The organism is Novosphingobium sp. 11B, from assembly GCF_054589055.1.
Genome location: NZ_BAAILP010000272.1, coordinates 72,608 through 83,613 on the forward strand (window position 1 = coordinate 72,608; position 11,006 = coordinate 83,613).

The 11,006-nt window shown below is 65.2% G+C and carries 11 protein-coding genes and 1 tRNA gene; 8 read left to right on the forward strand and 4 right to left on the reverse strand.

The features are described 5' to 3' along the window. Window positions 1–188 precede the first annotated feature (188 nt). Window positions 189–2,492, forward strand: a complete 2,304-nt coding sequence (gene pnp / locus ACYPYD_RS23390; RefSeq protein WP_069709083.1) for a polyribonucleotide nucleotidyltransferase — start codon at window positions 189–191, stop codon at window positions 2,490–2,492. A 266-nt stretch (window positions 2,493–2,758) separates the two neighbouring features. On the opposite strand, the gene ACYPYD_RS23395 is transcribed toward pnp, so the two are convergent. Together ACYPYD_RS23395 and ACYPYD_RS23400 are read right to left on the reverse strand one after the other, a co-directional pair. Beyond that, a complete protein-coding gene (locus tag ACYPYD_RS23395) occupies window positions 2,759–3,424 on the reverse strand; it encodes a peptidylprolyl isomerase (RefSeq protein ID WP_459665813.1) in 666 nt (221 codons plus the stop codon). A gap of 29 nt (window positions 3,425–3,453) precedes the next feature. Next, window positions 3,454–4,152, reverse strand: coding sequence for a GcrA family cell cycle regulator (locus ACYPYD_RS23400; RefSeq protein WP_069707326.1), 699 nt, complete (start codon window positions 4,150–4,152; stop codon window positions 3,454–3,456). A gap of 93 nt (window positions 4,153–4,245) precedes the next feature. Between ACYPYD_RS23400 and ACYPYD_RS23405 the strand changes: the two genes are divergently transcribed. Both ACYPYD_RS23405 and ACYPYD_RS23410 read left to right on the forward strand, forming a co-directional pair. Beyond that, window positions 4,246–5,148: an ABC transporter permease gene (locus ACYPYD_RS23405; RefSeq protein ID WP_008832684.1), complete on the forward strand. Its 903-nt coding sequence runs from the start codon at window positions 4,246–4,248 to the stop codon at window positions 5,146–5,148. Window positions 5,149–5,272: 124 nt separating this feature from the next. After that, window positions 5,273–7,465, forward strand: coding sequence for a putative bifunctional diguanylate cyclase/phosphodiesterase (locus tag ACYPYD_RS23410; protein WP_459665815.1), 2,193 nt, complete (start codon window positions 5,273–5,275; stop codon window positions 7,463–7,465). Window positions 7,466–7,483: 18 nt separating this feature from the next. Here ACYPYD_RS23410 and hspQ read toward each other — a convergent pair whose 3' ends face one another. Then, entirely contained in the window at window positions 7,484–7,864 is a 381-nt protein-coding gene (gene hspQ, locus ACYPYD_RS23415; RefSeq protein WP_008832682.1) for a heat shock protein HspQ, read from the reverse strand. 154 nt (window positions 7,865–8,018) lie between these two features. On the opposite strand from hspQ, the gene ACYPYD_RS23420 reads away from it, so the two are divergent. The 3 genes from ACYPYD_RS23420 (at window position 8,019) to ACYPYD_RS23430 (ending at window position 8,886) form a co-directional block, all read left to right on the forward strand. Then, window positions 8,019–8,108: transfer RNA gene (locus ACYPYD_RS23420), tRNA-Ser, on the forward strand. 63 nt (window positions 8,109–8,171) lie between these two features. Further along, window positions 8,172–8,417: a hypothetical protein gene (locus ACYPYD_RS23425; RefSeq protein ID WP_197524404.1), complete on the forward strand. Its 246-nt coding sequence runs from the start codon at window positions 8,172–8,174 to the stop codon at window positions 8,415–8,417. Between the two features lie 58 nt (window positions 8,418–8,475). Next, entirely contained in the window at window positions 8,476–8,886 is a 411-nt protein-coding gene (locus tag ACYPYD_RS23430; RefSeq protein ID WP_069707327.1) for a tyrosine-type recombinase/integrase, read from the forward strand. A gap of 79 nt (window positions 8,887–8,965) precedes the next feature. Here ACYPYD_RS23430 and ACYPYD_RS23435 read toward each other — a convergent pair whose 3' ends face one another. Continuing rightward, window positions 8,966–9,253 (reverse strand): hypothetical protein, encoded by a 288-nt coding sequence (locus ACYPYD_RS23435; RefSeq protein ID WP_459665817.1) that lies wholly within the window; start codon window positions 9,251–9,253, stop codon window positions 8,966–8,968. On the opposite strand from ACYPYD_RS23435, the gene ACYPYD_RS23440 reads away from it, so the two are divergent. Both ACYPYD_RS23440 and ACYPYD_RS23445 read left to right on the forward strand, forming a co-directional pair. After that, window positions 9,253–9,498, forward strand: a complete 246-nt coding sequence (locus ACYPYD_RS23440; RefSeq protein ID WP_459665819.1) for a hypothetical protein — start codon at window positions 9,253–9,255, stop codon at window positions 9,496–9,498. The two genes, ACYPYD_RS23435 and ACYPYD_RS23440, sit on opposite strands and share 1 nt — an antisense overlap. A gap of 328 nt (window positions 9,499–9,826) precedes the next feature. Beyond that, a partial coding sequence (locus ACYPYD_RS23445; RefSeq protein WP_459665821.1) for a polysaccharide lyase 6 family protein occupies window positions 9,827–11,006 on the forward strand: 1,180 nt, incomplete at its 3' end.

Below are 11,006 nucleotides of genomic sequence, written 5' to 3' on the forward strand. Positions count from 1 at the left end.
GCGCGTCTAAAGACAGCCACCGGTCCCAGCCTTCGCTGGGATGACGGGGGAACGAAATAACCGGGCATCCTCGCAATTCGGCGCAGGCAGCCCAGGGGCGACGAAAAAGCCCCGCACCGGACCGGGACGGTATCCCCGGCAGTAAGCCCCGCATGGCAATAGGGCCGCGCGGGTCAAGGAAATCGAAAATGTTCGACGTAAAGACCGTAAGCATGGAGTGGGGCGGCAAGACCCTCACCCTCGAAACCGGCCGCATCGCCCGTCAGGCCGACGGCGCCGTCCTCGCAACCTACGGCGAGACCGTGGTGCTCTGCGCGGTGACCGCCGCGAAGTCGGTGAAGGAAGGCCAGGACTTCTTCCCGCTGACCGTCCACTACCAGGAAAAGTATTCGGCCGCGGGCCGCATCCCCGGTGGCTTCTTCAAGCGTGAGCGCGGCGCGACCGAAAAGGAAACGCTGACCAGCCGCCTGATCGACCGTCCGGTCCGCCCGCTGTTCCCCGAAGGTTTCTACAACGAAATCAACGTCATCGCCCAGGTCCTGAGCTATGACGGCGAGACCGAGGCCGACATCGTCGCGATGATCGCCGCTTCGGCCGCGCTGACCATCTCGGGCGTGCCCTTCATGGGCCCGATCGGCGCCGCGCGCGTCGGCTTCGTCGACGGCGAGTACACGCTGAACCCGAAGCAGACCGCTGCTCTCACCGACGGCCGCCTCGATCTCGTCGTCGCCGCCACCGGCGACGCCGTGATGATGGTGGAATCGGAAGCCAAGGAGCTGACCGAGGAAGAGATGCTAGGTGCCGTCGTGTTCGCGCATGACGAGATCAAGAAGGTCGTCAACCTCATCATCGACCTGGCGGAAAAGGCCGCCAAGGAGCCTTGGGACATCGACCTGTCGGACAACACTGCCGACATCAAGGCGAAGCTCAAGAAGGCCGTCGGCAAGGACGTCACCGCAGCCTACAAGCTGACCGACAAGTCGGCCCGCTCCAACGCCCTCAACGCCGCGCGCGCCAAGGCCAAGGAAGCGTTCGCGGGCGAAACCCCGCAGCTCCAGATGGTCGCGATCAAGACCATGAAGAAGCTGGAAGCCGACATCGTTCGCGGCGCCATCCTCAAGGACGGCAAGCGCATCGACGGCCGTACGCTGGAGCAGGTTCGTCCGATCGAGGCGATCGTCGGCTTCCTGCCGCGCACCCACGGTTCGGCGCTGTTCACCCGCGGTGAAACGCAGTCGATCTGCACCACCACGCTGGGCACCAAGGACGCCGAGCAGATGATCGACGGCCTCGAGGGCCTGTCGTACTCGTCGTTCATGCTGCACTACAACTTCCCGCCCTACTCGGTCGGTGAAGTGGGCCGCTTCGGCGCCCCGGGCCGCCGCGAAGTCGGTCACGGCAAGCTGGCATGGCGCGCGCTGCACCCGGTGCTGCCCGCCAAGGAAGACTTCCCCTACACGATCCGCGTTCTCTCGGACATCACCGAGTCGAACGGTTCGTCCTCGATGGCCACCGTCTGCGGCGGTTCGCTGTCGATGATGGACGCCGGCGTGCCGCTCGTTCGCCCGGTTTCGGGCATCGCCATGGGCCTGATCCTGGAAGGCAAGGACTTCGCCGTCCTGTCCGACATCCTGGGTGACGAAGATCACCTCGGCGACATGGACTTCAAGGTCGCGGGCACCGAAGTCGGCATCACCACGATGCAGATGGACATCAAGATCGCGGGCATCACGCGCGAGATCATGGCCAAGGCTCTGGAGCAGGCCAAGGCCGGCCGCGCCCACATCCTGGGCGAGATGACCAAGGCTCTCGGCTCGTCGCGCACCGAACTGTCGGCGCACGCACCGCGCATCGAGACGATCCAGATCGACAAGTCGAAGATCCGTGACGTCATCGGCACCGGCGGCAAGGTCATCCGCGAGATCGTCGCCGAGACCGGCGCCAAGGTCGACATCGACGACGAAGGCGTGATCAAGATCTCGTCCTCGGACATCGCGCAGATCGAGGCCGCCAAGAAGTGGATCCTCGGCATCGTCGAGGAAGCGGAAGTCGGCAAGGTCTATCAGGGCAAGGTCGTCAACATCGTCGACTTCGGCGCCTTCGTGAACTTCATGGGCGGCAAGGACGGCCTCGTCCACGTCTCCGAAATGAAGAACGAGCGCGTGGAAAAGCCCACCGACGTCGTCAAGGAAGGCCAGGAGGTCTACGTCAAGGTCCTCGAGATCGACCAGCGCGGCAAGGTTCGCCTGTCGATGCGCGTTGTCGATCAGGAAACCGGCGCCGAGCTGGAAGACACCCGCCCGCCCCGCGAACCGCGTGAAGGCGGCGACCGTGGCCCGCGTGGTGGCGGCGATCGCGGCGGTGACCGTCGTGGCCCGCGCCGTGACGGCGGTGGTCGCGGTGGCGATCGCGGTCCCCGTGGTCCGCGCCGCGATGGTGGTGGCGAGGGCGGCAACCCGAACCACATGCCGGCCTTCCTCAAGGAAGACTGATCGGCAGGCCGATCCGCAAGGAAACAGAAAAGGGTCGCGCGAAAGCGCGGCCCTTTTTCTTGTGGCGCGGGATGGTTGTTGTGCTCTGACAGCATTCGTCGTCCCGGACTTGATCCGGGACCGCTGGGTACTCTTGAGGCGATAGCTTGCCGTGGGCCACTGCGGCATGGCGCTGTGGATCAAGATCGCGGAGCGTTGCCAGCGATCCCGGCCCTGGCCGGGATGACGATCGGGGGGAAGTAAGGCGCAGTCCTGGAAAGGCGGCGTCAGCCGCCGGTTGCAGGAGCCTTGGTTCGGCGGGCGGTGATGATCTTCACGTCCTGCTCCAGGATTTGTCCCTTCATCACGCCCTCGCCCTTGGTGGGCGAGCGCGGCAGGTTCCAGAGCGTCTTCACCACCTCCATGCCCGCCGCGACATGGCCGAAGGCGGCGAAGCCCGCGCCGGGGTCTTTGCCGTCGTTGCCGGCGTCGGCATCGAGCGAGGGCATGTCGGAGAGCAGGATCAGGAAGTCGGCCTGCGCCGAGCCGGGCGCGAAGCGGGCCATCGAGATGGTGCCGGTGACGTGCTTGATCCCGGTCTTGCTGTTGGGCTCGTGTGCGACCGGGGGCAGCAGGTTGGCGCCGTTGCGCACGCCGCCCTGCAGAAGGCCCTGGGCCGGGTCGTGATCGAGATGCATGGCGCGGTAGAACACGGCGCCATCCATCTTCTTCGTATCGACGTACTTGAGGAAGTTGGCGGTCGTCAGCGGCGCATGGATCTTGTCGAGCGCGAGGGTGATGACACCCTGCGGCACCGTCAGCGCGACGTAGACGTACTCGGACGGGACTGGAGCAGGTGCCGCAGCCGGGGCGACCGGCGCGGCGTCCTGCGCGAGGGCCGGGGACAGCGCCAACGGCGCCGCGAGAAGAGCGAGCGCCGCCCGAAGCTTCATCCCCGAGCCCATCCGATCAGCGGACCCGATCAGCGAACACGGGGGCCGCCGAACGGCAGCGGCGGGGGCGCACGGCGCGCACCGCGCGGCAGCTGGGCCTGATAGGCGCGGCCGCAATGCTCGACGCAGTAGGGGAACCCGGGGTTCACCTTGTCGCCGCAAAAGTGGAAGTCCGGCTCACCGGGGTGGCCCATCGGCCAGCGGCAGATACGGTCGCTGAGGTCGAGCAGGCTGGTCTTGCCGGCGATTTCCGGGCTCGGCTTCGCGGGCACGAGACGGCGCGGCGGCGCGGGCGGGATCGGCTGCTGCTGGTCTCCGGGGCCCTGGCGCAGGAAGCCGCCGGGACCGACCGAGACGATGCGCGGCTGCGGCGGCGCGGCCGGAGCATCGGCGGCGGGCACCGACGAGGGCTCTGCACGCTGCACGGGCGGCTGCGGCGCGGGGGCGGCGGCACGGGCGACCGGCGCTTCGACTCGCGGCGCGGGGGCGGGGGCCGGTTCGGGCGCGGCGGTGACTTCGGGCTTGGGCTTCTTCGGAGCAGGCGCGGGGCGCGCGGGCTTCTCGTTGGCCTTCACCGGGGAAGGGCGCGCCTTGAGGCCGAGGCGGTGCGCCTTGCCGATCACCGCATTGCGGCTGACGCCGCCGAGTTCGTCCGCGATCTGGCTGGCGGTGGAACCGCCCTCCCACATCTTGGTCAGCTTCTCGATCCGCTCGTCAGTCCAGCTCATTCCAGTTCCATCACTTCATGCGGGACGAGAGAATCGCCCCTGATTTCCAGGCGCCGCTTGCCTCGGAAGGCATCAGCCGATAGTCGCCGGTGCATGGCCGATCAACCCCATTCGACTGAGCTGCCCGGCACCTCCGGGATCCTGAACCCCGACGGCACCAACGGCAACACGACTCGCCGTTTTCCGGCAAAGGGAGAACCCCTGATCCACCAGGTGAACTGGGAGGGGCTCAAGACGCTCTATATGAAGGAGGTCAGGCGCTTCTTCAAGGTCCAGACCCAGACGATCTGGGCGCCCGCGATCACGACCATGCTGTTCCTGGTGATATTCACCGTGGCGCTGGGCCGGGGCGACCGTCAGGTGCTGGGCGTCAACTTCGCGACCTTCGTGGCGCCGGGGCTGATCGTCATGGGGATGATGCAGAACGCCTTCGCCAATTCCAGCTTCTCGTTCCTCGCGGGCAAGGTGCAGGGCACGATCGTCGATTACCTCATGCCGCCGCTGACCGAGGCGGAATTGATGGTCGCCATGATCGGCGCGGCCGTCACCCGCGCGGTGCTGGTGGGCCTTGCCCTGACGCTGGCGATGCTGCTGTGGCCGGGCGTGAGCCTGTCGATGGCGCATCCGTGGGCGGTCGTGTGGTTCGGCCTTGCGGGATCGGCCTTCCTGGCGCTGCTGGGCCTGCTCTCCTCGGTATGGGCGGAAAAGTTCGACCACAACGCGGCCGTCACCAACTTCGTCATCGCGCCGCTCTCGCTGCTGTCGGGCACGTTCTACGTGATCGACAACCTGGCGCCCGCGTTCCAGGCGATCAGCCGCGTGAACCCGTTCTTCTACGTGATCTCGGGCTTCCGTTTCGGCTTCCTCGGTCAGAGCGACATCGGCGACACCAACATGGCGGTGCTGCACAGCGCGCTGGGCGTCGGCCTGCTGGATGCGGCGCTGGCGACGGTGCTGTTCCTCGTCCTGCGGTCAGGCTGGAAGTTGAAGGGCTGAAAGAGCCCGCTATCCGTAAAGAATCGCAGCCGACCAGAGCCTTTCGTTAAGGAAAAGTTATACGCTCTGGTGCAGGCATTCGTGTGTGACATCACGATTGGCCTTGGGCGAAAATCGCAAGCGGATGGTCGGTCGGTTTACCGCTCCGATCGTTGCGGCCGCGTTGTGCCTGCTCGCCCTCATGCTCGGTCTGCTGGAATGGTCGGGTCACGAAGTCGATCGCATCGCCCGCAACCGCGATCACGCCATCGTCTCGCTGGTGCTGGCGCAAAGTATGGAGCGCGTTGCCCATGCGCAGGAGTCCTCGACCGTATGGGACGAGGCCGTCCGTGAGGCGCGCAAGCGTCCGCTGGACGAGCGCTGGCTCGACCTGAACCTCGGCGTCTGGTTCGAGGACTATGCCGGGATCGACGAGGTCTATCTGCTCGACCCGCAGGGCGCGCCGATCTACGCGATGCGGGCAGGCAAGCGCGCGCGTCCGGAAAGCTACATCGCGGTGGAAGACGCGACGCGGCCGCTGCTGTCAGGCCTGCGCCGCGCGCCCACCATCCGCAAGCGCACGGAAGCCGACGTGGCGATGCTCTCGCCTGGACAAGCCGACATCGCCATCGTCCGCGGGCGCCCGGCGATCATCAGCATCAAGCCGATCGTCACCGACAGCGGAACGCTCCGGCAAAAGCCGGGAGCGGAAGCCCTGCATGTCGCAGTGGTCTATCTCGACAACCAGTTCTTTGGCGGCGTGGCCGAGCAGTACGGCCTTGCGGGAGCGCATTTCGCCCTCGCACCGCCCGCTGATAACGGGCAGCGCTCGGTAGCGCTCCACGACCGCGCCTCGCGCGTCGTGGGCTACCTTGTGTGGCAACCTTTCGCGCCCGGCAGCCAGGTCATCGCGGCACTGGCTCCGGCGCTGGCGATCGTCCTGCTGCTGATCACCGTAGTCCTCTTCGTGCTGGCGAGCCGTCTGGCCCGCCGGACGCACGACCTCGAGGAAAGCCGCCTTCACGCGCAGCACCGCGCCATGCACGACGACCTGACGGGGCTCGGCAACCGGGCGATGTTCGAGCAGCGGCTCGACGAGGCGCTTGCCCGCTCGCGCCGGCACCGCACACTGCTGGCATTGCTCTACATCGACCTCGACCGTTTCAAGCAGGTCAACGACACGCTCGGCCATCCGGCGGGCGATGCGCTGATCCGGCAGGTGGCGCGGCGGCTGGTCGCCGAAGTGCGCGGCTACGACATCGTCGCCAGGCTGGGCGGCGACGAATTCGCCATTCTCATCGGCGAGCCGGAGGGGCGGGCCTCGATCGAAGGCATCTGCGCACGCATCGTCGCGGAACTGGAACGCCCCTTCGACCTGGCCGGCTCGCAGGCGTTCATCGGCGCCAGCATCGGCGTGGCGGTCTCCCCGGTGGATGGCCTCGACCGTACCGAACTGACTCGCAAGGCCGACATCGCTCTCTACAAGGCGAAGACCGACGGCCGCAGCCGCTACGTCTTCTTCACGCAGGACATGGACCACGACGTCCGCTCGCGCGAGGAGACCTACCGGGAGCTGCGACTGGCGCTGGCGGACTGCGACCGGCAACTGGAACTGCACTACCAGCCCATCTGGTCGCTGGAAGACCGCCGCATGGTCGGCGTGGAGGCGCTGCTGCGCTGGCAGCACCCCGAGCAGGGCCTCGTCGCGCCCGGCGCTTTCATCCGCTCGGCCGAGGAGAGCGGTCTCATCACGGTGCTGGGTGAATGGGTGCTGCGCCGCGCCGTGCAGGATGCGCGCGCCTGGCCGGGTCTGCGCGTTGCTGTCAACGTCTCGCCGATCCAGCTGCGCAGCCGCAAGTTCGTCGAGATCGTGCGCGAGGTGCTGGGGCACGGCGGCGTGACCGCCGAGCGGCTGGAACTGGAACTGACGGAGACGGCGCTCATGGCGGCTTCCGGCGAAGTCGCCCGCTCGCTTGCGGACCTGCGCGGGCTTGGCGTGCACTGCGCGCTGGATGATTTCGGAACCGGCTACTCCTCGCTCAGCCATATCCGTGACATCGCGGTGGACCGGATCAAGATCGACCGTTCGTTCGTCAATGCAGTCGATACGGTGGCCGGGGCGGCATTGGTGGAAGCGATCGTCGGTCTGGCGCGCGCCAACGGCCTGCGCCTTACCGCGGAGGGCGTGGAAACCCCCGAGCAGCTCGAGTTCCTGGAGCGGGTCGGCTGCCACGAAGTGCAGGGCTACCTGTTCTCGCGGCCCGTCCCCGCCTCGGCGATCGCCCGGCTGCTGACGAAGCGAGCGGGCGAGGGCGATCGCTCCTCCGCGGCGCTCTGAGCCGTATCGACGGGGAAATCAGTGCGCCAGGCCGGGGCGCAGCTGGTAGCGGCCATTGTCGTAATCGTCGAACATCTGCGACAGCGAGGGATGATCGACCGGCCCACCATCGGCGTCCCCGGTCAGGTTCTGCTGGCTGACGTAGGCGACGTAGCTGGAATCGTCACTCTCTGCGAGGAGGTGGTAGAAGGGCTGGTCGCGCTTGGGGCGCACTTCGGCAGGGATTGCCTGGTACCATTCCTCGCTGTTGGCAAAGACGGGGTCGATGTCGAAGACGACGCCGCGAAAGTCGTGGAGTCTGTGGCGCACGACATCGCCGATGGCGAATCGTGCCCGCGTCCGCAGCGGTGCGTCGATGACACGCCCGGCCTGGGGCGAGAAGAATGACGCTCTGTTCATGGCCGAGATATAGGTTTCATGGGCATTTCAAACAAGCGAGCATGCGGGGCTGTTCCCGAAAATGTGAAATGAGGGCTTGGCAAGCGCGATCAGGTCCGCTAACGGCGCGCTTCCCGACCCGGTGGAACTTGTTTCACCGCCTAAATCTTCTAGCGGAGAGGTGGCAGAGTGGTCGAATGCGCTGCACTCGAAATGCAGTGTACGGGAAACCGTACCGTGGGTTCGAATCCCACCCTCTCCGCCACTTACTCTTCCAGACACATTCAGAGCGATCCGTAGAAAGCCAAGGAATTCCAAGGCTTACCAAATGATTCGCGTCCTGCCGCCGCATCCAACTCGATCCGTCGGTGTCCGATTGGTCATGTGGGATAAAATGTGGGAAGGTTTTGGTCATGGGAAAGCTGTCCGCAACGAGTGTGAAGGCTATTTCGCTGCCATGCCCTACGATAAGGTGCCGACATTCCTGCGGCGTCTGCGTGAACGTGAATCGTTCAGTCGCCTTGCGCTCCAGTTTGCGATCCTTACGGCCGGACGTTCTGGAGAGGTGCGCTAGGCGACTTGGGATGAGATCGATCTCGAAGCCAAGCTCTGGACCATCCCCCAAGGATCGGATGAAGGCGCAGCGCGAGCATGTGGAGCCGTTGGGTGAGGGCGCCTTGAAAATTCTGCGGCGATGCGAGGAATTGCGGCTCGGGGCGGCTACCTTGGTATTTCCTGGGGCGCGGCCGAAGTCCCCGCTGTCCGACATGACTCTCACCAAACTGCTCCGCGAGATGCGTGAGCCCTACACCGCGCACGGCTTTCGCTCGTCATTCCGCGACTGGGTCAGTGAGGAAACCCAACATTCTGGCGATGTTGCGGAGGCAGCGCTTGCTCACGTGGTGAAGAGCAAGACTGAGGCGGCCTATCGTCGAGGCAATCTGCTGGAAAAGTGCCGGGCCATGATGGGCGACTGGGATGCGTTTTGCGGAGGACTGAATCCTAAGGTCGATAGGAGGGGGGATTCAGAAGGCTCGCAATGATCCTTTGCGCCAAACCTCCCCGGGCCGGCCAATGTAATCATATATGGTGGTTTGTTGGATTTAACTCATCAAATATGAATTATAGACCCAGTATGAGCTTCATCTTGTCGTGAACGACCGCTCGCTCATATGATCTTGCTAGCGGGCAGGAGACGCTTACCTCGCAAAGCGCATTGCGCCATGAAGAGGACACCGTCTGTGCCAGCCCTTGAATGGTGTGGCGGGCTTCCTGCCCCCCGATTTCGAAGAACTCGCAGGCCTCCAGCGCGAGCGCCATTGAGCGATCATGCGCGCCGCCTTCCAGGATCGACATTTCCAGATGCGGGTTGCGGTCGGGTGCAGGATTGACGTCGAACACAAGCGCCATTGCCCGCCGCCGACATACAGGAAGCTGTGGTTCTTCAGGTGGTCGTCCTTGTTGGATACCTCCTTGCCCTGTTCGTAGGCACGCGCGATCGACGTGATCGCTTCCAGATCGACGAAGCGCGGGACAGAATCCCCTGCGTTGCCGCGGATGACCTGACCAGCCTCATCGAGAAAACGCATGGCTCCCTGGCGGCAGGGTGTCATCAGACGGTGTGCTCGAACCAGTTCCTGCCTTTGTGGCTGTAAGTTCTTCGAACTGACGTGCGGCCATGCCCTTCACCCATTTCGCGTAATGCTAACTCCAAGTGAGGCTTGGGTGTTTAGCCACGCGTAGCGGACAGTTCCACACCTGCGGCTGTCTGCTGGGATTTCGATCGCGCGGGCACCGGCGGACCCCTTCGTGCCAATGTAAATCGGCGCAGCACCGGCGGATTAGCGTGCCCAGAAGTTGATCGACAGGATTGGGTTGCCTGGTTCATGCCAGATGTGTATGCCAATAAAACATAAATGACGGGCATGGAGGGATGTGTTGATTGGTAAGATTGTCATACCAATTATGGTGACGGCTTCTTGCGTGGCCGTTCCGGCCATTGCGCGGGACTATCTCGTCCGCACGCCCGCCGAATATGCGAGAGTTTTGCCCATGGTGCAGGCCGGGGATGTCGTTCGGCTCGCGAATGGGGAGTGGAAAGATTTCCCGATCGTCTTCGAGGCTCATGGGCGTGATGGGCGACCGGTGACGCTGGCGGCGCAGACTGCCGGAAAGGTCGTGCTGACCGGGGCTTCCAGCCTGAAGTTGGCGGGCGAATGGCTCGTAGTCTCAGGGCTGGTGTTCCGCAACGGTGCGGCGCCGGGCGACGAGGTGATCAGCTTCCGCCGGGATTCGCGCCGGGTGGCGGTGAATTCGCGGCTCACCGAGGTTGTCATCGACCGTTTTAACCAACCCGACCGCCGCCGCGAGGACCGCTGGGTGTCGCTCTACGGGCACGACAACCGCGTCGATCACAGCTGGTTCGCGGGCAAGGGAAATGCCGGGGTGACGCTGGCAGTGATCCGCCCTAAGGGCCAGCCGCAGGCCAACCGCCACCGGATCGACCACAACTATTTCGGTCCGCGCCCGCCGCTCGGTTCCAATGGCGGCGAGACGATCCGCATCGGAACCAGCGACGAATCGCTTTCGGACTCGTTCACCACCGTCGAGGCCAACGTGTTCGACCGCTGCGACGGAGAGGTGGAGATCGTCTCGGTCAAGTCGGGCGGCAATGTCGTGCGCGCCAACCTGATCCTGCAGTCGCAGGGCTCGATCGTGCTGCGCCACGGCAACGGCAACCTCGTCGAGCGCAACGTTTTCCTGGGCAAGGGCAAGCCGCATACCGGCGGCGTGCGCGTCATCAACGCCGGCCAGACCGTGCGCGACAACTACATGGAAGGGCTGGCGGGAACGAGCTTCACCAGCGCAATCGCGGTGATGAACGGCGTGCCCGGCTCGGCGATCAACCGCTACCATCCGGTGACCGATGCGCTGATCGCCAAAAACTCGATACTGGATGCCGCGCGGATCACCCTGGGCGCAGGCGCGGATGCGGAGCGTTCGGCACCGCCACGCGACAGCCGCTTCAACGGCAATCTCGTAACCGGATCGGGCGCCTCGCCGTTCGCGATCGAGGCGGACGTCAAGGGCATCGCCTTCACGGACAACGCGGCGAGCGCGCAGGTCCCCGCCGAACTCGCACCGGGCTTCACCACCGGGCCGA

Excerpts from the sequence above, each read along its gene's own strand:
- pnp (WP_069709083.1), top strand. The coding sequence starts at position 189 with ATGTTCGACGTAAAGACCGTAAGCATGGAGTGGGGCGGCAAGACCCTC.
- ACYPYD_RS23395 (WP_459665813.1), bottom strand. The coding sequence starts at position 3,424 with ATGAAGCTTCGGGCGGCGCTCGCTCTTCTCGCGGCGCCGTTGGCGCTG.
- ACYPYD_RS23400 (WP_069707326.1), bottom strand. The coding sequence starts at position 4,152 with ATGAGCTGGACTGACGAGCGGATCGAGAAGCTGACCAAGATGTGGGAG.
- ACYPYD_RS23405 (WP_008832684.1), top strand. The coding sequence starts at position 4,246 with ATGGCCGATCAACCCCATTCGACTGAGCTGCCCGGCACCTCCGGGATC.
- ACYPYD_RS23410 (WP_459665815.1), top strand. The coding sequence starts at position 5,273 with ATGGTCGGTCGGTTTACCGCTCCGATCGTTGCGGCCGCGTTGTGCCTG.
- hspQ (WP_008832682.1), bottom strand. The coding sequence starts at position 7,864 with ATGAACAGAGCGTCATTCTTCTCGCCCCAGGCCGGGCGTGTCATCGAC.
- ACYPYD_RS23425 (WP_197524404.1), top strand. The coding sequence starts at position 8,172 with ATGATTCGCGTCCTGCCGCCGCATCCAACTCGATCCGTCGGTGTCCGA.
- ACYPYD_RS23430 (WP_069707327.1), top strand. The coding sequence starts at position 8,476 with ATGAAGGCGCAGCGCGAGCATGTGGAGCCGTTGGGTGAGGGCGCCTTG.
- ACYPYD_RS23435 (WP_459665817.1), bottom strand. The coding sequence starts at position 9,253 with ATGGCGCTTGTGTTCGACGTCAATCCTGCACCCGACCGCAACCCGCAT.